Source organism: Streptomyces sp. NPDC004031, assembly GCF_053604375.1.
The window spans coordinates 130,139-150,296 of record NZ_JBSGHL010000002.1 but is presented as its reverse complement, the minus strand read 5'-3'; the positions used below and the strand labels follow the sequence as shown (position 1 = coordinate 150,296).

Below are 20,158 nucleotides of genomic sequence, written 5' to 3'. Positions count from 1 at the left end.
ACAGCGAGCCCCGGCGGCAGGGTGCCCGCCGGGGCTCGGTGCAGACGGTGCTGGTGCGGACGGCGCGGGTCGCGCTGCCGTCAGCTCGCGGTGACCTGGAGGGCCGGCGTGGTGACGTAGTTGGCCGTGTAGGTGACCGAGTCGCCGTTGTTGATCAGCCCGAGGCACAGGCCGCTGACGCCGGAGACCGTCAGGGTGCCCGCGTTGATCGCCAGCGTGTGCGTGCCGTTGGTGTAGGTGCCGGTGACCGTGCCGGTCACGGTGGCGTTGCACGCGCCGGACAGGGTCGCGTTGACACCGGTGATGTTGCCGGCGGTCACGCCCGACGCGTTGGTGACGTCGGTCGCGTTCAGGGACCACGGGGTGGCGTTGGCCGTCACCCCGAAGCCGATGCCGCTGATGTTGCACGACGTCCACGTCAGGGACGTCAGCGTGGCCGCCTGGGTGCCGGCGTGGGTGCCGTTGGTGGCGGTGCCGGCGGCCGCGGCGGAGCTGCAGTTGAGCGTCACGCCGGTCTTGTTGTCCTTCAGCGTCGGCTTCGACGCGGTGGCCGTGAAGGCGCCGTTGGTGCCGCTCCCGCTGATCGTCACCTGGGTGGGCGTGACGGCGGAGGCCGGGCCGGCCGCCAGGCCGATCGCGGCGATGATGGCGGCACCCGTCGCCGCCGTACCCGTGAACGCCTTGGTGAACTTACGCATGGCTGAATCCTTTCGTGAAACCGGGGAGTTCGACGTACCTGATTAACCGGAACCGCGTGCCTCATGTGCGTCATCACCGCACGTCGGGGGCGGAATTCGGCTGCGACTGCTACCTGGAACGTGGAGCACCGATTCCCTCGGGTGCCCTTGCAGGGCTGGACGTTACGTACGGGTAACCGAAGGGCGCAACAATCCGGTCCAAGATTCCTTCCGGAACCTTACCGTCGGGTAATTTTCTGTCACCGGGGCAACATCACCCCCGCCGTTTTTGTCGGGAAGTGAGTATTTCCCCGCCCGCCCGGCCCACCCCCGCCGCACCCCCGCCCGCCCCGGCCACAGCCCTGTTCCGGTACGGCCGACAACGTTTCCGCATCCGCGGGGCTGCGCAGCGTGAACATTTGGTCTATGTTGCAGCGAGGCCACCGACGCGATGAGGCGGTACGGAGGGGGAGGCTCATGTCCGTCATGCGGCAGGTCCCGGATCAGGGGGAGATCACGGGTCCCATACCCCGGGAGTTCGCCGCCATCATGCGCCCGGAACTCCCGGGTCTATTGAAAGAGATGGCTGCTGAAATCGTCGCCGCGATCCCCGAATACGGGCACCTTCTGGAAGGCCCCAACAGCAAGGTGATCCGGTTCGGCATCGAGCAGAGCATCGCCAGCTTCGTGGACCGGGTGGCCGCCCCCACCGCCACCACCGCGCAGCGCGACGACCTGTGCCGGCGCTTCGGGCGCTACGAGGCGTACGAGGGGCGCAGCCTGGACAACCTCCAGGCCGCCTACCGCATCGGATGCCAGGTCGCGCTGCGCCGGGTGCGTGCCGTCAGCCGCCGCTACAACCTGTCGGCGGCCTTCATGCTGACCTTCGCCGACGCGCTCTTCGCCTACATGGGCGACCTGGCCGAACTCTCCCGCGAAGGCTACGTCCAGGCGCTCGCGGAGCTGGGCGAGGAGCCGGACAACCGGCGCCGCCGGTTATTGCGGCGCATCCTCGGCGGCACCGCGGTGGCCCGCAGCGCGCTCGCCGAACTCGCCGAGCACTGCGGGTGGAGGCTGCCGGACGAGGTCACGATGGTGGCGGTCGCCCCCGGCACCCACCCGCGCCGCCAGGCGCTGGACCCGGACATGCTCCAGGACTTCGCCGACCCCGAACCGCACCTGCTCGTGCCGGGGCCGCTGACCGAGGCCCGCCGGGCGTGCCTGGACGACGCGCTGGGCGGCTGCCGGGCCGCGGTCGGGCTGACCACCGGGCTCGGCGAGGCAGCCGACTCGCTGCGCTGGGCGCGGCAGACGCTGTCGCTGGCCGGGACGGGAGCGGTGTCCGGCGGCCCGCTGCTGCGCTGCGAGGACCACCTGCTGTCGCTGTGGTTACTGGGCGATCCGGCGCTGGCCGAGCAGATGGCCGCCCGCTTCCTCGCCCCGCTCGCCGCGCTGACGCCCACCCAGCAGGCGCGGCTGGTCGACACCCTGCGGATCTGGCTGACCACCCGGGGGACGGCCGCGCAGATCGCCGAGCAGCTCGACGTCCACCCGCAGACGGTGCGCTACCGCATGCGCATCCTGGAGCGGGCCTTCGGCGACCAGCTCACGCGTCCCGACGAACGCTTCGCCACCGAGATCGCGCTGCGCGCCCTGCACCTGCGCGACGGCGGCTCCCCCGCCGCCGGCACCGCTCGCGCCACCCGGCGCCCGCCTGCCAGGCCCCGGGTGGCGAAGCAGCGCTGAGCGCCTACGAGGTGTAGGCCTCCAGCTCGGAGAGCTGACCCGCGGGCCAGCCGGTGTTGCCGGTGACGGTGAGCCGCAGGTAGCGGGTGCTCGCCCCGCTCAGCGTCACCGTCACACTGTTGCCGCTCACCGGGTCGAAGGTGTAGCCGGTGGCGGACTTCAGGGTGCTCCAGGAGGAGTTGTCGGTGGAGCCGAGCACGGCCAGCGTCTCGGTGCGGCTCGCCCAGGCCGCCGCGGGCGGCAGCTTGAGGACGAGCCGGCCGACCTGCCGCGCCGCGCCGAGATCGACGGTCAGCGACTGCGGGAAGGCGTTGTTGGTGCTCTCCCAGTAGGTGTTCGCGTTGCCGTCGACCGCGTTGCCCGCGCCGTAGACGTCGGCGTGGCCGGTGTCGCTCGCCGGGCGGCCCAGCGCGAGGTTGCCGTTCGACGGCGGGGTCGTCGTCCCGCCGTCACCGCCGCCGGTGGTGCTGCCGCCGGTGGTGGTGCCGGGGCCGCTGCCGGGCTGGGGCCAGCTGGCGCAGTCGCCCCAGGTGCCGTCCCAGCCGCTGTTGCCGGAGCCCTTGGTGATCGTGAAGGCGGGCAGGTTGGCGGGGTAGGAGCAGTTGTAGACGCCGGTGGAGCCGGTGCCGGTCGCGGTGACGTTGCTGAAGGACGCCGAACCGGGGGTCTCCGCCTGGACGACGACCGTGCCGGTGCCGGACGCGGTGGCGCCGCTGACGGTCACCCCGCTGACGGTGTAGCCGTGGCCGCCGCCGGAGACGAACTCGAAGTCGCTGTAGGGGCTGTCGACGAAGGTGGTGTCGCTGATCCGGATGTTGTTGCTGATCGCGTAGTCGTAGGAGTCCACGCGCAGCGCGCCCATCGGGTGGCCCCAGTTGGGGTTGAGGGCGCCGGTGCGGATGAGGGTGTTGCCGGACACGGTGACGGTGCCCGACAGCGGGTTGAAGGGCTGCAGGAAGGCCTGGTTGGAGATGGCGATGCCGCTGCCGAGGGCGTTGGTGTCGGCGATCACGTTGTTCGAGGCGGTGTTGTCGCTGCCGCCGTAGATCGCGATGCCGTTGGCGAGGTTGGGCTGCACGATGGTGTTGCCGGTGAAGGTGTTGCCGGTGTCGGGCGAGCCGAGGGACCACATCGCGAGCGAGTCGTCGCCCTGGTTGCGCAGGAAGTTGTTCTTGACGGTGACGTTGTGGGCGCTGCCGTCGAGGTTGAGGCCGTCGGCGGTGGTGCCGATGATGCGGCTGTTCTGGACGACGAGGTTGTCGTTGTTGCCGGTCAGCCACAGGCCGACCTTCTCGCGCTGGATCCACATCCCGGAGACCACGGAGTTGGGGCCGAGGCTGCCGGTGACGAAGTTGTCGGGCGAGTTGTCGTTGCGGACGCTGACGTCGCCGAAGACGGCGAAGTCGTAGAGCTTGGTGTTGCCGCTCGCCGAGGTCTGGTCGATGAAGTGCGAACTGCGCACGACCGAGTACCAGTTGCCGGCGCCGCGCAGGGTGACGCCGTCGGCCGGGATCTGCGAGGTGACCTTGAAGGTGCCCGGCGGGATCCAGACCTCCTTGCCCTGGGCCTTGGCGTCGGATATGGCCTGCCGGAAGGCCTGCGTGGAGTCGCCGCCGCCGGAGGCGTCGGCGCCGTCGGCGACGACCGACACGGAGTTCGCGGGCTGGGTGGCGGCGCCCGCGACCTGCTCGAAGTCGGCCACGTCGATCGTCGCGCTGCCGGTGTCCCCGGCGTCCAGCTGGAGCTTGACCTTGCCGCCGGCCGGGACGTTCTGGCCGAGCAGCAGCCGGGAGTCGTCGAAGTAGTGGTGCGTCTTCGCCCCGGCGATCCAGCCGGTGTCGACGTAGGAGTACTGCGAGGTGACGGCGAGCTTGCCGGCGATCTTGGTGCCGTTGACGTAGACGGAGACGCTGCCGGAGGCGCCGCGTGGCAGGTTCACCGCGACGTCCACGGCGTTGGCGGGCTTGGTGAGGGTGAACTCGACGTACTTGCCCTGGCCGCCGAGGGTGACCGCGCGCCGCCCGGACGCCTCGGAGGCGACCGTCGACTGCGTGTAGTCGGGGCCGAGCTGCGATCCGTTGGTGGCCGCGGCTTCGGCCTCGTACTCGGTGAACGGTACGGTGGCACCGCCGCTGACCGCGAACGGCGACACCGCCTGGGCGCGGGTCGCGGCGCCCGCCTGCGGGGCGAGGGTGACGAAGGCGAGGCCGCCGGCGGCGAGGGCCGCCGCGGTGGCGGCGCCGAGCCAGCGGGTGCTGTGACGTCTGGTGTCCATGCGGTGGGGGGATCCCTTCGTGAGGGGAGTCGCTCATGTGACGTCCGACACCCTAGGGACCCCGATCTGACACAGCAATATGTCGACCAGGTTTCGCAAAATTTGGATGACTTGCAGAGATCTCGCAAAATCACCGCAAGAAACTTGCGCCACCTGTACTAGAATCGACGCCATGACACGACGACTTGCCGAGGTGGCAAAGAAGGTCGGAGTGAGCGAGGCCACCGTCAGCAGGGTGCTGAACGGGAAGCCCGGCGTCTCCGACGCTACCCGGGCCGCGGTCCTCACCGCTCTTGACGTGCTCGGTTACGAACGGCCCACCCAGCTGCGCGGGGAACGCGCCCGGCTGGTCGGCATGGTCATGCCCGAGCTGCAGAACCCGATCTTCCCCGCATTCGCGGAGGTGGTCGGCGGCGCGCTGGCACAGCAGGGCTTCACCCCGGTGCTCTGCACCCAGACCGCGGGCGGCGTCTCGGAGGCCGACTACGTGGAACTGCTGCTCCAGCAGCATGTGTCCGGGGTGGTCTTCTTCGGCGGGCTCTACGCCCAGGCCGAGTCGCCGCACGACCACTACGCGCGCCTGGCCGAACGCAACCTGCCCACCGTGCTGATGAACGCGGCGATCGACCATCTCGACTTCCCCCGCGTCTCGTGCGACGACGCGGTGGCGGTGGAGCAGGCGATGAACCACCTGATGTCGCTGGGCCACCAGCGCATCGCGCTGGTGCTCGGCCCGCCGGACCACGTGCCCTCGCGCCGCAAGCTCGCGGCCGCGCGCCGGGTGGACCCGTCGGTCACCGTGGAGCACGCGCTCTTCACGCTGGAGGGCGGCCAGGCCGCGGCGAGCCGGCTGCTGGCGCGCGGCATCACGGCCTTCATCTGCGCCTCCGACCTGCTGGCGCTCGGCACGATAAGGGCCGCCCGGCGGCGCCGGCTGTCGGTGCCCGAGGACGTGTCGGTGATCGGCTACGACGACTCCTCGCTCATGAACTGCACCGAGCCGCCGCTGACCACCGTACGCCAGCCGATCGAGGCGATGGGCCGGGCCGCGGTGGACCTGCTGGCCGGCGAGATCAGCGGCGCCTCGGTCGACCACGACGAGCTGTTCTTCGAACCGGAACTGGTGGTGCGCGGTTCCACCGGACCGGCCCCGCACCCCGCCCGTATCCCGCACCCGGAGGCGCGCACCAACGCGTAGTCGCGGGCCCCTCGGGGGTCCTGGCAGGGCTGAGCGCGCACTTCCGCGCACCGGTGGCCGGTGCGCGGTTGATGCGCGCTCCGTCGTCTGCGCAGCGTAACCCGCTCACCAGGCGTCGTGACCAAGTCGTGTCTTTGCGAAATTCGCGCGACATCTTGCGGACATCTATCGGGTTAAGTACGTTGAGCCAACCCGAGACGGTCGCGCTGCACCTGCGCCGGACATCATGTGCATCATGCGCCGCAGGGGTCCCAATCGCAGTCCAACGACGCGCAGTGGTTCAGGGGAAGGGTTTGATCATGAGTGGAATCCGCTACCGCAGACTGGTGGCATTCGCGCTGGTCGCAGGCATCGGATTGACGAGCGCCGCGTGCTCCGACAGCAAGGACAAGAAGGACGACGGCGGCAGCAAGACCAGCAGCGCCAGCGCCGGTACCCCCTTGGACCCGAAGACCAAGGTGACGATCAGCGTCGACTGCATGCCGCCGACCACGAAGAAGCCCGAGCGCAAGCAGTGGCTCGACGATGTCGCCGAGTTCCACAAGACGTACCCGAACGTGACGATCAACAGCAAGGACGCGTTCCCCTGCGAGGAGACGGACAAGTTCACCGCGCAGCTGCAGGGCGGGTCCGAGACCGACGCGTTCTACTCGTACGTCACCGACCTCCAGCAGGTGCTGGACGCCGGGCAGGCCGCGGACATCACCGACTACGTCAATGACAAGACGGTGCCGAACCTCAAGGACATCGACCCGGGCGTCCTCGACATCCTCAAGGACGGCGGCCGCCTCTACGGCCTGCCCACCACGAACTACTCGATGGGCCTGATCTACAACCGCAAGATCTTCACCGAGGCCGGTCTGGACCCGAACAAGCCGCCGACCACCTGGGACGAGATCCGCACCGACGCCAAGCAGATCCAGGACAAGCTGGGCAGCAAGGGCATCCACGGCTTCTTCGAGTACGGCGCCGGCAACCAGGGCGGCTGGCACCTGACCTCGGCCCTCTACGGCGCCGGCAACACCGTCGTCGACGACAGCGGCTCCAAGGCGACCTTCAACGGTCCCGAGGCCAAGCAGATCCTGCAGACGATCCACGACATGCGCTGGGTCGACAACAGCATGCCGCAGAGCGCGGGCAAGGAGTGGGGCGAGAGCCAGAAGGCGATGGGCGCCGGCCAGATCGGCATGTACCTCGCGGCTCCCGACGACATCCAGCTCATGGTCCAGCAGTACGGCGCCAACTTCGACGACCTCGGCATGGCGCCGATCCCCGGCGGCAAGACCTCGCTGATGGGCGGCAACGACTACTTCTTCAAGAAGTCGGACACCCCGGACCAGATCAAGGCGGGCATCGCCTGGATCAACTTCAAGTTCCTGACCCTGAAGAAGGGCCAGTTCAACTACGCCCGCAACAAGGCGGACGGCATCCCGGTCGGCCTGCCGCAGCCCTTCTTCTTCACCGGCCAGTCCAAGGCCACGGACACCGCGGACAAGACCCAGTACGCCACGGTGCCGGTCCAGAACTACAAGTCCTACGTGGACGCGCAGGTCCCGGTGAAGGGTGAGCCGCCGAACGCGCAGAAGCTCTACACCGTGCTCGACACCGTGATGTCCGGCGTCCTCAGCAACAAGAACGCCGACGTCGACAAGCTGCTCTCCTCCGCCGAGACGCAGGCGAACCAGCTGCTGGCCGCGAGCCAGTAACAGCGCAGCCCCCGCGGGGCCGGTCGGTGACCGGCCCCGCGGGCGCGGCCCCGAGCCCGGCCACCGAGCCCCGACTCCCACCCTCGACCACGCACGCTTCCAGCCGAGGAGCTTCCCATGGCGGCGACGACGACCGTCCCCGACAAGACAACACGGCGCCACGCCGGGCGGGCCGCCGGTCCCCGTAGCGCGGGCGGCCGGGGCGGCCTGGGCCGCAAGGTCAGCCAGAACCTGCGCGCCTACGGATTCCTGATCGGCGCGATCATCTGCTTCGGGCTGTTCTCCTGGTACCCGATGGTCCGGGAGTTCATCATGAGCTTCCAGCACACCAAACGCGGTGTGACCAGCTGGGTCGGTTTCCAGAACATCAAGACGGTCTACCACGACCCGTATTTCTGGACGGCCTGGAAGAACACCGGACTGTTCACGCTCTATGCGCTGGTCATCGGTTTCGCGGTGCCCTTCCTCGTGGCGATCCTGCTCAACGAGCTGCGGCACGCGAGGGCGTACCTGCGGGTGCTGATCTACCTTCCGGTGATGCTTCCGCCGGTCGCCGGGGCCCTGCTCTTCAAGTACTTCTACAACCCGGAATACGGCCTCTTCAACCGCATTCTGCGCTTCCTCCACCTGCCGACGTCGCAATGGCTGGACTCGTCGAACACCGCGCTCATCTCGGTGGTGATCGCGGCCACCTGGATGAGCATGGGCAGCGCGACCCTGATCTACCTGGCGGCGCTCCAGAACATCCCCGGTGAGCTGTACGAGGCCGCCGACCTGGACGGCGCCGGCCTGTGGAGCAAGATCTGGCACGTGACCATCCCGCAGACCCGGCTGGTGCTCTCGCTCATGCTGCTGCTGCAGGTCGTGGCGACCATGCAGGAATTCACCAACGTGTACCTGATGGCCGGCGGAAACGGCCCGGAGAATTCCACGATGACGGTCGTCTACATGGTCTACCAGTACGGCTACCGCTACAACAATTTCGGCGGCGCAGCGGCCCTCGGCCTCTTCCTGCTCCTGGTACTCATCGGATTCTCCGGTGTGTACGCGCGGCTCAACCGGAACAGCGACTAGGACGGATCACAGGTCATGGCAGAGTTCACTCCGCAGAACCGGACGCTGATATCGTCCGCGACGCTCGCCCGGCCGCGCGGCAGGCGTATCTACTGGACCGTGCTGACGCTGGTCCTGGTCGTCTTCACGGTGGTCTTCATCGGCCCGCTGTACTGGATGGTCACCAGCGGCTTCAAGTCCGTGCACGAGGTGGTGCAGAACCCGCCCACCCTCTTCCCGCACCACCCCGAGCCGTCGAACTACAAGAACGCGTGGACGCAGCTGAAGCTCGCCAAGCTGCTGTGGAACACCTTCTACTACGCGTTCGGCGCGCTCTTCTTCCAGCTCGTCTTCGACGTCGCCGCCGCCTACGCGCTGTCCAAGCTCCGCCCGGTCCTGGGCAACATCGTGCTCGGCGGCATGCTCGCCACGCTGATGATCCCGTCGGCCGTGCTGATCATCCCGCAGTACATGACGGTGCTGGACCTGCCGCTGCTGCACGTCAACCTGATCAACCACCCGTGGGCGATCTGGCTGCCCACCGTGGCCAACGGCTTCAACATCTTCCTGCTCAAGCGGTTCTTCGACTCGATCCCCAACGACCTCATGGCCGCCGCGGCCATCGACGGGGCCGGGCCGATGCGCACCCTGCTGTCCATCGTGCTGCCGATGTCCCGGCCGATCCTGGGTGTCGTGTCGATCTTCGCGGTGGTCAACGTGTGGAAGGACTTCCTCTGGCCGATGCTGGTGGAGCCCGACCCGACGAAGCAGCCGATCAACATCGGCATCAACTCGCTCTCGCAGGGCGTCCCGCAGAACGTCCTCATCGCCGCGCTCGCGATCTCGGCGCTGCCGACCCTGCTGATCTTCCTGCTCTTCCAGCGCAACATCATGTCCGGCCTGACCGCCGGCAGCCTCAAGGGCTGACCGGCCCGGCAGTCCGACACGCTGCCCAGCCTTCCGTAACGCTCCACCCCACAGCACTCCGCCGCCGGCCCTCATGCCCACATCCCCGCCATCCGGGGCCGGCGGCGGGGTCCCACCTGCCCGAAAGGACGTTGACGTGGCAGACACCCCTCAGCCCGAGGCCGACGAGAACTGGTGGCGCGGCGCGGTCATCTACCAGGTCTATCCGCGGAGCTTCGCCGACAGCAACGGTGACGGGACCGGTGATCTGGCCGGTGTGCGGTCCCGGCTGCCGTACCTGGCCGAGCTGGGCGTCAACGCTCTGTGGTTCTGCCCGTGGTACCCCTCGCCGATGGCCGACGGCGGTTACGACGTCGCCGACTACCGGGACGTCGAGCCGGTCTTCGGGACCCTCGCGGAGGCCGAGAAGCTCATCTCGGAAGCCCTCGCGCTGGGCATCAGGACCATCATCGACATCGTGCCCAACCACATCTCGGCCGCCCACCCGTGGTTCCGCGAGGCGCTGGCCGCGGGCCCCGGCTCGGCCGCGCGCGAGCGCTTCTGGTTCCGCCCCGGGCGCGGCGAGAACGGCGAGCTGCCGCCCAACAACTGGCCCTCGCAGTTCGGCGGCCCCGCCTGGACCCGCACCACGAACCCGGACGGCACCCCCGGCGACTGGTTCCTCAACCTCTTCGACTCCGAGCAGCCCGACCTCAACTGGAACCACCCCGAGGTCCGCGCCGAGCACGAGGACATCCTGCGCTTCTGGTTCGACCGCGGCGCCGGCGGCGTGCGCATCGACTCCGCCGCGATGGTCATGAAGGACCCGGGGCTGCCCGACCTCACCGACGAGCCCGGCGTCCCGCACCCGTACATCGACCGCGACGAGCTGCACGGGGTGTACCGCGGCTGGCGCGCCATCGCCGACTCCTACCCGGGTGCGCGCATCCTGGTCGGCGAGGTGTGGCTGCCCGACGCGGAGCGCTTCGCGCGCTACCTGCGGCCCGACGAGATGCACACGGCCTTCAACTTCGACTTCCTGTCCTGCCCGTGGGAGGTCGACCGGCTGCGCACCTCCGTCGACGTCACGCTCGCCGCGCACGCGCCCGTCGCCGCGCCCGCCACGTGGGTGCTGTGCAACCACGACGTGACGCGTACGGTCACCCGCTACGGCCGCGCCGACACCGGCTTCGACTTCGCCACGAAGGCCTTCGGCATCCCCACCGACCTGGAGCTCGGCACCCGCCGTGCGCGGGCCGCGGCCCTGCTCACGCTCGCGCTGCCCGGCTCGGTGTACCTCTACCAGGGCGAGGAGCTGGGCCTGCCCGAGGTCGAGGACATCCCGCTGGACAAGCTCCAGGACCCGATGTACCTCCGCTCGGCCGACACCAACCCCGGCCGTGACGGCTGCCGGGTGCCGCTGCCGTGGAGCGGCTCCGAGCCGCCCTTCGGCTTCAGCCCCGCCGGTGCCACCGCCGAACCGTGGCTCCCGCAGCCCGCGGACTGGGCCTCCCGCACCGCCGAGGCGCAGTCCGCCGACCCGGACTCCATGCTCTCCCTCTACCGGGAGGCGCTGCGCCTGCGCCGGGCCGAGCCGGGCCTCGGCGACGGTACGTTCGCGTGGCTGGAGTCCGACCCGTCGGTCCTGGCGTTCCGGCGGTCGCCGGAGTTCGTGTGCGTGCTGAACCTGGCGGAGGAGCCGGCGGAGCTGCCCGCGCACGCGGAGGTTCTGCTGACCAGCGGGCCGCTCGTGGGGGGCCGCCTGCCCGCGGACACGGCCGCCTGGCTGCGGACCTGAGCCTCCGCCCGGCCGGGCACCTCGTCCTCAGGGGCGCGTGGGAACACCTCCCACGCGCCCCTTGCCCGTTGCCCGGCGCGACATGCGCAACGACCGCCGGGTGTGACCCGGCAGACAGCATTTCGTCGAAATGACGATTACAATGACCACGTGCCTCAACTACGACTCGCCCTGAACCAGATCGACTCCACCGTCGGCGACATCGCCGGCAACGCCGAGTCCGTGCTGCGCTGGTCCCGGCACGCCGCCGGGCAGGGAGCCCACCTCGTGGCCTTCCCCGAGATGATGCTCACCGGCTACCCCGTGGAGGACCTGGCCCTGCGGTCGTCCTTCGTCGAGGCGAGCCGCGCCGCGCTCGCCGACCTCGCGGCCCGGCTGGACGCCGAGGGCCTCGGCGGGCTGCCGGTCGTCGTCGGCTACCTCGGCCGCAGCGAGAACGCCCGCCCGCGCTACGGCCAGCCCGCGGGCGCCCCGCAGAACTGCGCCGCGGTCCTGCACGGCGGCAGGGTCGCGCTGCGCTTCGCCAAGCACCACCTGCCCAACTACGGCGTCTTCGACGAGTTCCGCTACTTCGTGCCCGGCGACACGATGCCGGTGGTCCGGGTGAACGGTGTGGACGTCGCGCTGGCGATCTGCGAGGACCTGTGGCAGGACGGCGGCCGCGTACCGGCCGCGCGCGCCGCGGGCGCCGGGCTGCTGCTGTCGATCAACGCGTCGCCGTACGAGCGCGACAAGGACGACACCCGGCTGGAGCTGGTGCGCAAGCGGGCCCGGGAGGCGGGCTGCACGACGGCGTACGTCGCGATGGTCGGCGCGCAGGACGAGCTGGTCTTCGACGGCGACACGATCGTGGTGGACGCGGAAGGCGAGGTCGTCGCGCGCTCCCCGCAGTTCACCGAGGAGTGCGTGATCCTCGACCTGGAGCTGCCGGCCGCCGCGCCCTCCCCTGCGTCCGGGGTCGTCGACGACGGGCTGGAGATCCAGCACCTGACGCTGTCGGACAAGCCCGTCCCGGCGTACGAGCCGCAGTTCGCGGGCGCGGTCGCCGAGCCGCTCGGCGACGACGCCCAGGTCTACGGCGCGCTCGTGACGGGCCTGCGCGCGTACGTCCAGAAGAACGGCTTCCGCTCGGTGCTGATCGGCCTGTCCGGCGGTATCGACTCGGCGCTCGTGGCGGCGCTGGCGTGCGACGCGGTCGGCGCGGAGAACGTGTACGGCGTGTCGATGCCGTCGGCGTACTCCTCGGACCACTCCCGGGGCGACGCCGCCGAACTCGCCCGCCGCACCGGCCTGAACTACCGGACCGTCCCCATCGCGCCGATGTTCGACGCGTACATGGAGTCGCTGGGGCTCACCGGGCTCGCGGAGGAGAACCTGCAGTCCCGGCTGCGCGGGGTGACGCTGATGGCGATCTCCAACCAGGAGGGCCACATCGTGCTCGCGCCGGGCAACAAGAGCGAGCTGGCGGTGGGGTATTCGACCCTCTACGGCGACTCGGTCGGCGCGTACGGCCCGATCAAGGACGTCTACAAGACGACCGTGTTCCGGCTCGCCCGCTGGCGCAACGCGGTCGCCGCCGAGAAGGGCGAGACACCGCCGATCCCGGAGAACTCGATCAGCAAGCCGCCGAGCGCCGAACTGCGCCCCGGTCAGGTCGACACCGACTCGCTGCCCGACTACGACGTCCTGGACCGCGTCCTGGCGCTGTACGTGGACGGCGACCAGGGCTACGCGGCGATCGTCGCGGCGGGCTTCGACCCGGAGCTGGTCACCCGCGTCCTGAAGCTCACGGACACCGCCGAGTACAAGCGCCGCCAGTACCCGCCGGGCACGAAGATCTCCGCGAAGGGCTTCGGCAAGGACCGCCGGCTGCCCATCACCGACCGCTGGCGCGAGGGCGACTAGTCGTTTTTCGCGGGCAGTTGGAGGCGGGCGGCGATCGGGAGGTGGTCGCTGCCCGTCTTCGGCAGGGTCCAGGACGAGCGCGGTTCGGCGCCCTTGACCATGATCTGGTCGATCCGTGCCATCGGCCAGCTCGCCGGCCAGCTGAAGCCCATGCCGTTGCCCGCCGCGCCCTGGGTGGAGCGCATCTGGGAGGTCACGGAGGCGAGGGCGCGGTCGTTCATCGTGCCGTTGAGGTCGCCGAGCAGCACCACGCTGTGCAGCGGCTCGGCGATGATGGCCTGGCCGAGCGCGTCCGCCGCCCGGTCGCGCTGCCCGGCGGTGAACCCGGCGTCGAACTTCACCCGCACGGACGGCAGATGGGCCACGTACACCGCGACCGGCCCGTCCGGCGTGGCGACGGCCGCGCGCATCGCCCGCGTCCAGCCCATCCGGATGTCCACCGGACGCACCCCGCTCAGCGGGTACTTGCTCCACAGCCCGACCGTGCCCTGCACCGAGTGGTACGGGTAGGCCCGCGCGAGGTCGCTCGCGTAGCGCTTGGCCTGGCTCTCCGGCAGCTCCTCCAGCGCGACGACGTCCGCCCCGGCCGCGGCCACGTCCCGCGCGGTGCCGTCCGGGTCGGGGTTGTCGGCGTTGACGTTGTGCGTCAGCACGGTGAGGTCGCCGCCGGACTCCGACTTGTCGATGAGCAGGCCGCCGAAGAGGTTCGCCCACACGGCCACCGGCAGCACGAGCGCGATCAGCGCGGTCGCCGACCGGCGCAGCACCGCGACCACCAGCAGCACCGGCAGCACCAGGCCGAGCCACGGCAGGAACGTCTCGGTCAGGCTCCCGAGGTTGCCGATCCGGTTGGGGATGTCGGAGTGGAAGAACAGCACACCGGTGAGCAGGACGCACACCGCCGCGGTGACGATCCCGCGCCGCCACATCCCGGTGGGACGCCACCAGCGCGCGAACTTCCGCCCCGCAGCCCGCACCCGGCTCTCCCCCGCCGCGGGCCGCACCTCCTCGTCCCCCGCGGTGGCGTCCGTGCCGCTCTGCGCCTGCGTCATTCGGAACCTCGCCTCGCCGTGCATAGCCGTGCCGGGTGCTGTGCCGACCTTAGGCGATCGGCATGTGAACCGACGGCCCCGCCCGTCCCGCGGGTTCCGCCGGGGGGCGGCTTGTGACGAATCCCGGACGTTTTCCCCTTTTTCCGCTGCCGCCGCCGCGGCGCTCCTCCGGAAGAACGGCTCAGGGCCCGATCCAGGACGCGGCGTCCAACCGGAACGCCCCCGGCGCGGCGACGGTGCGCAGACCGTCCTCCATCGTCCGCACCGCGTCCTCGCCGAGCGCGGCCGCCCACTGCGTACGCAGCCGGTCGAAGACCGCAGCGGAGCGGGCGAGGACGTCGTAGCCGGACCGGCTGATGCGGACGAGCTTGCGGCGCGCGTCCGCGGGGTCGTCCGCGCGCACGGCGTAGCCGAGGGCGACGAGCTTGTCGACGGTCTTGCCCGCGGCCTGCTTGGAGATGCCGAGCGTGCGGGCGATGTCGCTCGCGCCCGCCCCGTCGGGTCCGATGGCCTGGAGGGCGAAGGCGTGCGCGGGCCGCAGGTCCGGATGCCCCTGGGCGGCGAGTTCCGCGTGGACCTCGTCGATGAGCGTGCGGAAGCCCGCGAGGAGCAGCAGCGGCAACTCGTACCCGGGCCGGGGCCGCGTCTCCGGCTTCCCCATATGGACAACCTGGTTTACCATCGTCTCATCGTCAACCATGTTGTCCATTTTAGGGGGCTCCCATGTTCGCCGCACACACCCTCGACAGCGCCCCGCCGGAGTCGCAGCCCGCGCTGCGGGCGATCAAGAAGGAATTCGGCGGGCTGCCCGACGCGGCCGCCCGCCTCGCCCACTCGCCCGAGCTGCTCAACGGCTTCCTCGCCCTGACCGCGAGCTTCGAGACCAGCACGCTGGACGCGCTCTCGCAGGAGACCGTCGCGATGACGGTCTCCGTCCGCAACCAGTGCCACGTCTGCATCGGCATCCACACCGCGAGGCTGCGCAAACTCCCCGCCTCCCCCGACGTCGTCACCGCCCTCCGCGAGGCCCGCCCCCTCCCCGACCCCCGCCTCGAAGCACTCCGCACCTTCACCCTCGACGCGATGACGACCGCGGGCGCCGTACCGGACGCCACCCTCCAGTCCCTCCTCGCCCACGGCTACACCGAGCGCAACGCCCTGGAAGTCGTCCTCGGCATCGGCGCGTACACCCTCACCACCCTGGCGAACCGCCTGACCGGGGCGGCCTGAGCGGCGTACGGGCCGGGACGCGGCGGCGCCGGGGCGGCTGATGCCCGGTCGCCGCGTTCCGCCGGGCGGGACGGCTCAGAGGGCGACGAGCCGGACGCGACTGCCGCAGAGCCTGGTCATGTCGTCGACGTCGGAGGTGAGCATCGCCACCGGCCCCGGCTGACGGAGCGCCACCTCTGCGACGGTCGCGTCGATCGCGTACGTGTGCCCGTGCAGCCCGGCCTGCTTGAGCAGCCGGGCCGCGGCCTTCGCCGCTTCCTCCGTGACCGCCGCGACCCTGACACGGGAGAGTGCCCAGTTCAGCCGCGCCTCGTTCACGCGGGCGTGCGAGACCTCCACGATGGTGTTCGCGCCGACGACCAGGTCCGCGCCCATGCCGTGGAAGGTGTGCAGCAGAGCCAGCACACCCCGGTCCTGCGCGATCCACGCGGACAGGCCCTGGGAGTCCAGCACCACCGTCTCGAACCGGTCGGTCACGCGGCGCTCGCCGACCCGGCCGCTCCGCCGGAGCCGAAGATCCTGGCGTGCGCCTCGGCCAGCTCCTCCGCGCTGAACTCACCCTGCTCGTCCTGGTAGCGGCGGAGGTCGTCGCCGAGCAGCTGGTGCCGAAGCTGCCGGGCGACCGCCTCGGCGACATACCCGGAGACGTTGTCGGTGAGCTTCTTCAGCTCCTCCACCTGCTCCGTCGGGAGGGTGACCGTGATCCGCGTGGTTCCAGCCATACGGAGAGCATACTCCGATATGCGCACCGAGGGCGCCGGCGGGCATGCCCTAGCGTGGGCCCATGCTCACGACGCCGCCGCGGGTGGAACTCGCCCCGCTCACCCTTGCCGACCAGGACGAATTCTGCGCACTCGTGGCCGCCAGCGCCGAGCTGTACGGGCCGTACATGCAGCTGCCGAAGACGGCGGAGGCCTTCCGTACCTGGATGCACCGCTTCGACGACGGCACCAACCTCGGCTTCCTCGTCCGCCTCCGCGAGACGGGCGCGGCCGCGGGCACGGTCAACATCAACTCGATCATCCGCGGCCGCTACCAGGGCGCGTCCCTCGGCTACGCGGCCTTCGCCCCCTCCGCGGGCCGCGGCTACATGACCGAGGGCCTGGCCCTCGTCCTGGAGCACGCCTTCACCGAGCTGCGCCTCCACCGCCTGGAGGCGAACATCCAGCCCGCGAACAAGCCGTCCCTCGCGCTGGTCCAGCGCCTCGGCTTCCGCTTCGAGGGCATGTCCCCCGACTACCTCTACATCAACGGCGCCTGGCGCGACCACGAACGCTGGTCGATCACCGCCCCCACCCCCTGGCAGCCGGACCCGTCCCTCCCGGCGGTCTGACCCGCCGGGCCCGCCGTCAGCGGTCGAACTCGCCGTTGCGCACGGCTTCCACGAAATGCTGCCACTCCGTGGCGGTGAAGGTGTGAGCTCCGAGGGCGGGGTTCTTGCTGTCCCGGACAGCGACGAGCCCCTGCGGGGCGGGCTGGAACTCGATGCACTGCGGCCCGCTGTCGCTGCTGTAGGAGGACTTGCGCCATCCGGTCGCGGGGAAGTCGTGCCGCATCATCGTCGTACCCGTCTCTAGCCGCCAAGCAGGCCCTTCGCGAGCTTGGAAATCAGGGCCATGGACTGCTGAGACGATAGGGCGGCGGCGCGTAGTTGGTCAAAGGCCATTTGGTGACGCTCGACCGGGCCGTCCTCCTCCAGGTAGAGGGCGCCGTCGAGGTACGCGATGCTGACGACGTCCAGGTCCATCGGATCGGGGTACGAGAAGATGCTGAAGGCGCCGTCCACACCGGCGTGCCAGCCGTGGGAGAACGGGACGACCTGAATCGTCAGGTGCGGCGGATCGTTGACCTCCACCAATCGCCGCAGTTGTTCCGCCATCGCCTCGGGGCTGCCCATCGGGCGGTGCAGCACGGCTTCGTCGAGGACGCAGACGAGTTTGGGCGCCTTCTCGCCCCGCAGGATTTCCTGGCGCGCCAGCCGTAGCTGGACGTAGGGCTCTACTTCCTCGTCAGTGGCCGTCTTCGGCATGGCCCGGCGGATGGACTCGTACGCGTAGGCGCGGGTCTGGAGCAACCCGGGAATCAGTTGAGGTTGAAAGATCAGTATCCGCTCCGCGTCGGACTCGATGCTCAACTGCTCCTGCAAGGAGTCGGCCAGCAGGTCACCGTACTGCGCCCACCAGCCCTTGCGGCGGCTCTCGCGAGCCATGGTGATCAGGGCTGTCCGGAGACGCTGGTCCTCGACGTGGTAGAGCTCGAGCAGGGCCTCCGCTTCGAGCTTGCTCACGCTCTGGCGGCCGTTCTCCTGGCGGGAGATCTTCGACTTGTCCCCGCCGATCCGCTCGGCGGCCTGGTCCATCGTGACCCCCGCCGCCTCGCGCAGGCGTTTGAACTCGCTGCCGACCTTGCGGCGCCGGACAGTCGGGCGCAGGTGCTTGGGCAACTTGACCCCCGTTGCAGGTGTGTTGGACGTCACTTTTTCGTACCTCATAGCTCCACGCCGCGTCAATGTCGAACTGGTGCGCCACTTCTGGGATTCCTGCAACTTTGAAGCTGAACAGGTTGCGGGAACACCCTACTTGGGTCCAGCCTGGGGCGTAACGGAGGATGCGCGTCCGATGACGCAGCGTCCGAACGCTGACGACGCACGCCCGCGGCCGGGCGGCAGGGAGAGGCCATGACAGCGACAGCTCAACCGCTTCCCGGGCAGTGCCACCGGCAGGTCGTGGAGGTCAGAGCAGAGGCCGTCGCCGGGGTGCGGCATGACGTCGGGGCGTACGTGCGGCTCTGGGGGTACGGGGAGCTTGCCGACGCCGCCGCGCTGTGCGCGTCCGAGCTGCTCTCGAACGTCGGGAAGCACACGGATTGCGTGACGTGCGTGCTCACGCTGGAGCGGCGCAGCCGGGGCGTGCGGGTCACCGTCAGCGACAGCAGCGAGAAGCTGCCCGCGGTGCAGGCGCCGGACTGGGCGGCGGAGGGTGGGCGGGGCTGCTCGTGGTCGAGGGGGTCGCGGACACGTGGGGGGTCGAGCCGACCGGGGACGGCAAGGACGTGTGGGTCGAGCTGCGGGCCCCGGACGAGCGGCGGCGGGCGTGCGGGGAGCGGACCCGGCTGCCGCCCCACCTGCTCGACGCCGCGCTCTGCTTCGCGGCGGGCGGGGCCGCGGACGTCGAGCGGGGGCTGCGGTGCACGCTGGAGGCGCACGACTCCGGGGACCACCACGCGCTCGTGCTGGACCTGCCGGACCCGGCGGGCGCCCTGTGGGCGCCCTGGGTGCGGGGCCACGCGCCCACCGCGGTCCTGGTGCTGCCGGACTGCCTCGACGTCTGCCCCTCCGCCGGCACCCCGTGCTGCGAGTTCGCCGCCCACCCGGGCGCGCACACCTGGCAGTTGGAGCCCTGACGGAGTCTGCTCAGCCGATGTGCAGCACGGTCTTTCCGCGCAGGCCCGGCACGGCCACGCCGCCCGCGAGGGCGTGGGGGGTCTGTTCGAGGGGGATCGACGCGCCGATGACGGGGCGGATCGTGCCGCGCGTGACGAGTTCGGCGATCGCGGCGAGGCGGTCGGGTTTGCGGTCGAGGCGGTAGTTGGACGTGCGGATGCGCTCGTCCGTCAGGAGCTGGTCGTCGATGCCGAAGGCGATGGACAGGAGGGCGCCGCCGTCGCGGACGACGCCCGCGAGGCGGGTGGTGAGGGCGCGGTCGCCGACCAGGTCGAGGACGGCGTCGAAGGCGCCCGCGGTGAGGCCGGGGAGTTCCTCCCCGAGGTGTTCGCGGGCGAGGACGACGTCCGCGCCCAGGGCGCGCGTCTGCTCGGCGACCCCGGCGGACGCCGTCGCGGTGACGTGGAGGCCGCGGGAGGCGGCGACCTGCACCGCGAAGGTGCCGACCCCGCCCGTCGCGCCGACGACGAGCAGCGAGCCGCCCGCGGGCACGTCCAGCCACTCGACCGCGCCGACCGCGGTCATCCCGGCGGTCGGCAGCGCGGCGGCGACGTCGGACGGCATCCCGTCGGGCACGGTGGCGAGCGCGCCGAACGCCGGGGCCTCCCGCGTCACGCACACCTCCGCGAAGGTGCCGTGCTGGAGCGGGCGGTTCCACAGCTGGCCGAAGACGCGGTCGCCCGCGCGGAAGCCGGTGACGCCCTCACCGACCGCGGTGACCCGGCCCGCGCCGTCCACGCCGAGCGTGAGCGGGAAGCGGTATTCGCCCATGGCCGCGAGATTCCCGGCGGCGATCCCGGAGTCCAGCGGGTTGACCGACGCCGCCTCGACGGCGATCTGCACCTCGCCCGCGCCGGGCTCTGGCACGGGCAGCTTCATGAGCTGCGGGGTGTCGCCGAACTGCGTGATACCGATCGCTCGCATCTGCTGCCACTTTCTCCTTCTCGGTCCGGCACCACGGCATGGGGCCGGGGCGGGCCGTCGCGCCGCCGGAACGGCCGGGCCGCGCACAGCATGGCAGTGCGGTCGCGGCGGTCGCGGTATTTCGCCGCGGTGGCGCCGGAAGCCCGCCGAGAAGCCGGGCGGGACGTCGTCGGGGCCCTGGCCGGGCGTCCGCGGGCGGCGGTGTCGGCCCCCGACGCGGTCTACGGCGTCGGCGTCCCGCCGCGC

At 70.7% G+C, this 20,158-nt stretch carries 19 protein-coding genes; 10 read left to right on the top strand and 9 right to left on the bottom strand.

Going from position 1 to position 20,158, the window contains the following annotated elements; genetic code table 11:
• Nucleotides 1-80 precede the first annotated feature (80 nt).
• Entirely contained in the window at nt 81-698 is a 618-nt protein-coding gene (locus tag ACWERV_RS01790; RefSeq protein WP_452927425.1) for a hypothetical protein, read from the bottom strand.
• 456 nt (nt 699-1,154) lie between these two features.
• Here ACWERV_RS01790 and ACWERV_RS01785 point away from each other — a divergent pair, with 456 nt between their 5' ends.
• Nucleotides 1,155-2,423, top strand: coding sequence for a PucR family transcriptional regulator (locus tag ACWERV_RS01785; RefSeq protein WP_452927422.1), 1,269 nt, complete (start codon nt 1,155-1,157; stop codon nt 2,421-2,423).
• Nucleotides 2,424-2,427: 4 nt separating this feature from the next.
• Here ACWERV_RS01785 and ACWERV_RS01780 read toward each other — a convergent pair whose 3' ends face one another.
• Nucleotides 2,428-4,698: a galactose-binding domain-containing protein gene (locus tag ACWERV_RS01780; protein ID WP_452927419.1), complete on the bottom strand. Its 2,271-nt coding sequence runs from the start codon at nt 4,696-4,698 to the stop codon at nt 2,428-2,430.
• Between the two features lie 172 nt (nt 4,699-4,870).
• On the opposite strand from ACWERV_RS01780, the gene ACWERV_RS01775 reads away from it, so the two are divergent.
• The 6 genes from ACWERV_RS01775 (at nt 4,871) to ACWERV_RS01750 (ending at nt 13,264) form a co-directional block, all read left to right on the top strand.
• Entirely contained in the window at nt 4,871-5,896 is a 1,026-nt protein-coding gene (locus ACWERV_RS01775) for a LacI family DNA-binding transcriptional regulator (protein WP_031518284.1), read from the top strand.
• 299 nt (nt 5,897-6,195) lie between these two features.
• Nucleotides 6,196-7,602: an ABC transporter substrate-binding protein gene (locus ACWERV_RS01770; protein ID WP_452927415.1), complete on the top strand. Its 1,407-nt coding sequence runs from the start codon at nt 6,196-6,198 to the stop codon at nt 7,600-7,602.
• A 117-nt stretch (nt 7,603-7,719) separates the two neighbouring features.
• Nucleotides 7,720-8,676, top strand: a complete 957-nt coding sequence (locus ACWERV_RS01765) for a carbohydrate ABC transporter permease (RefSeq protein ID WP_452927412.1) — start codon at nt 7,720-7,722, stop codon at nt 8,674-8,676.
• A 15-nt stretch (nt 8,677-8,691) separates the two neighbouring features.
• On the top strand, nt 8,692-9,582 hold the full coding sequence (locus ACWERV_RS01760; protein WP_398187900.1) for a carbohydrate ABC transporter permease: 891 nt from the start codon (nt 8,692-8,694) through the stop codon (nt 9,580-9,582).
• A gap of 136 nt (nt 9,583-9,718) precedes the next feature.
• The gene (locus ACWERV_RS01755) at nt 9,719-11,359 is read left to right on the top strand and encodes a glycoside hydrolase family 13 protein (RefSeq protein ID WP_398187898.1); all 1,641 of its coding nucleotides are present in this window, start codon (nt 9,719-9,721) and stop codon (nt 11,357-11,359) included.
• Between the two features lie 150 nt (nt 11,360-11,509).
• The gene (locus ACWERV_RS01750; protein ID WP_452927408.1) at nt 11,510-13,264 is read left to right on the top strand and encodes an NAD+ synthase; all 1,755 of its coding nucleotides are present in this window, start codon (nt 11,510-11,512) and stop codon (nt 13,262-13,264) included.
• Here ACWERV_RS01750 and ACWERV_RS01745 read toward each other — a convergent pair.
• Both ACWERV_RS01745 and ACWERV_RS01740 read right to left on the bottom strand, forming a co-directional pair.
• The gene (locus tag ACWERV_RS01745) at nt 13,261-14,193 is read right to left on the bottom strand and encodes an endonuclease/exonuclease/phosphatase family protein (RefSeq protein WP_452927602.1); all 933 of its coding nucleotides are present in this window, start codon (nt 14,191-14,193) and stop codon (nt 13,261-13,263) included. The genes ACWERV_RS01750 and ACWERV_RS01745 overlap by 4 nt on opposite strands.
• A gap of 304 nt (nt 14,194-14,497) precedes the next feature.
• Entirely contained in the window at nt 14,498-14,977 is a 480-nt protein-coding gene (locus tag ACWERV_RS01740; RefSeq protein WP_452927405.1) for a MarR family winged helix-turn-helix transcriptional regulator, read from the bottom strand.
• A gap of 62 nt (nt 14,978-15,039) precedes the next feature.
• On the opposite strand from ACWERV_RS01740, the gene ACWERV_RS01735 reads away from it, so the two are divergent.
• Nucleotides 15,040-15,546, top strand: coding sequence for a carboxymuconolactone decarboxylase family protein (locus ACWERV_RS01735; RefSeq protein ID WP_452927402.1), 507 nt, complete (start codon nt 15,040-15,042; stop codon nt 15,544-15,546).
• 75 nt (nt 15,547-15,621) lie between these two features.
• On the opposite strand, the gene ACWERV_RS01730 is transcribed toward ACWERV_RS01735, so the two are convergent.
• Entirely contained in the window at nt 15,622-16,023 is a 402-nt protein-coding gene (locus ACWERV_RS01730; RefSeq protein WP_452927399.1) for a DNA-binding protein, read from the bottom strand.
• The gene (locus tag ACWERV_RS01725; protein WP_452927397.1) at nt 16,020-16,268 is read right to left on the bottom strand and encodes a hypothetical protein; all 249 of its coding nucleotides are present in this window, start codon (nt 16,266-16,268) and stop codon (nt 16,020-16,022) included. Before ACWERV_RS01725 ends, ACWERV_RS01730 begins: the two co-directional genes overlap by 4 nt.
• A 62-nt stretch (nt 16,269-16,330) precedes the next feature.
• Here ACWERV_RS01725 and ACWERV_RS01720 point away from each other — a divergent pair, with 62 nt between their 5' ends.
• The gene (locus ACWERV_RS01720) at nt 16,331-16,879 is read left to right on the top strand and encodes a GNAT family N-acetyltransferase (RefSeq protein WP_452927394.1); all 549 of its coding nucleotides are present in this window, start codon (nt 16,331-16,333) and stop codon (nt 16,877-16,879) included.
• Nucleotides 16,880-16,895: 16 nt separating this feature from the next.
• Here the strand turns inward: ACWERV_RS01720 and ACWERV_RS01715 are convergent, their stop codons facing one another.
• Both ACWERV_RS01715 and ACWERV_RS01710 read right to left on the bottom strand, forming a co-directional pair.
• Nucleotides 16,896-17,105: a DUF397 domain-containing protein gene (locus tag ACWERV_RS01715; protein ID WP_452927391.1), complete on the bottom strand. Its 210-nt coding sequence runs from the start codon at nt 17,103-17,105 to the stop codon at nt 16,896-16,898.
• A 14-nt stretch (nt 17,106-17,119) separates the two neighbouring features.
• Nucleotides 17,120-18,022 carry a helix-turn-helix domain-containing protein gene (locus ACWERV_RS01710; RefSeq protein WP_452927388.1) on the bottom strand — a complete coding sequence of 301 codons (903 nt, stop codon included), beginning with the start codon at nt 18,020-18,022 and terminating at the stop codon, nt 17,120-17,122.
• A 518-nt stretch (nt 18,023-18,540) separates the two neighbouring features.
• Between ACWERV_RS01710 and ACWERV_RS01705 the strand changes: the two genes are divergently transcribed.
• On the top strand, nt 18,541-18,948 hold the full coding sequence (locus ACWERV_RS01705; protein WP_452927386.1) for a hypothetical protein: 408 nt from the start codon (nt 18,541-18,543) through the stop codon (nt 18,946-18,948).
• A gap of 10 nt (nt 18,949-18,958) precedes the next feature.
• On the opposite strand, the gene ACWERV_RS01700 is transcribed toward ACWERV_RS01705, so the two are convergent.
• Complete coding sequence (locus ACWERV_RS01700) at nt 18,959-19,912, bottom strand: NADP-dependent oxidoreductase (protein WP_452927383.1); 954 nt, start codon at nt 19,910-19,912, stop codon at nt 18,959-18,961.
• Between the last annotated feature and the right edge of the window lie 246 nt (nt 19,913-20,158).

Coding starts and splice junctions, on each gene's coding strand:
- ACWERV_RS01765 (WP_452927412.1), top strand. CDS start 7,720: ATGGCGGCGACGACGACCGTCCCCGACAAGACAACACGGCGCCACGCC.
- ACWERV_RS01760 (WP_398187900.1), top strand. CDS start 8,692: ATGGCAGAGTTCACTCCGCAGAACCGGACGCTGATATCGTCCGCGACG.
- ACWERV_RS01725 (WP_452927397.1), bottom strand. CDS start 16,268: ATGGCTGGAACCACGCGGATCACGGTCACCCTCCCGACGGAGCAGGTG.
- ACWERV_RS01700 (WP_452927383.1), bottom strand. CDS start 19,912: ATGCGAGCGATCGGTATCACGCAGTTCGGCGACACCCCGCAGCTCATG.
- ACWERV_RS01740 (WP_452927405.1), bottom strand. CDS start 14,977: ATGGGGAAGCCGGAGACGCGGCCCCGGCCCGGGTACGAGTTGCCGCTG.
- ACWERV_RS01785 (WP_452927422.1), top strand. CDS start 1,155: ATGTCCGTCATGCGGCAGGTCCCGGATCAGGGGGAGATCACGGGTCCC.
- ACWERV_RS01715 (WP_452927391.1), bottom strand. CDS start 17,105: ATGATGCGGCACGACTTCCCCGCGACCGGATGGCGCAAGTCCTCCTAC.
- ACWERV_RS01770 (WP_452927415.1), top strand. CDS start 6,196: ATGAGTGGAATCCGCTACCGCAGACTGGTGGCATTCGCGCTGGTCGCA.
- ACWERV_RS01720 (WP_452927394.1), top strand. CDS start 16,331: ATGCTCACGACGCCGCCGCGGGTGGAACTCGCCCCGCTCACCCTTGCC.
- ACWERV_RS01735 (WP_452927402.1), top strand. CDS start 15,040: ATGTTCGCCGCACACACCCTCGACAGCGCCCCGCCGGAGTCGCAGCCC.
- ACWERV_RS01775 (WP_031518284.1), top strand. CDS start 4,871: ATGACACGACGACTTGCCGAGGTGGCAAAGAAGGTCGGAGTGAGCGAG.
- ACWERV_RS01745 (WP_452927602.1), bottom strand. CDS start 14,193: ATGTGGCGGCGCGGGATCGTCACCGCGGCGGTGTGCGTCCTGCTCACC.
- ACWERV_RS01780 (WP_452927419.1), bottom strand. CDS start 4,698: ATGGACACCAGACGTCACAGCACCCGCTGGCTCGGCGCCGCCACCGCG.
- ACWERV_RS01790 (WP_452927425.1), bottom strand. CDS start 698: ATGCGTAAGTTCACCAAGGCGTTCACGGGTACGGCGGCGACGGGTGCC.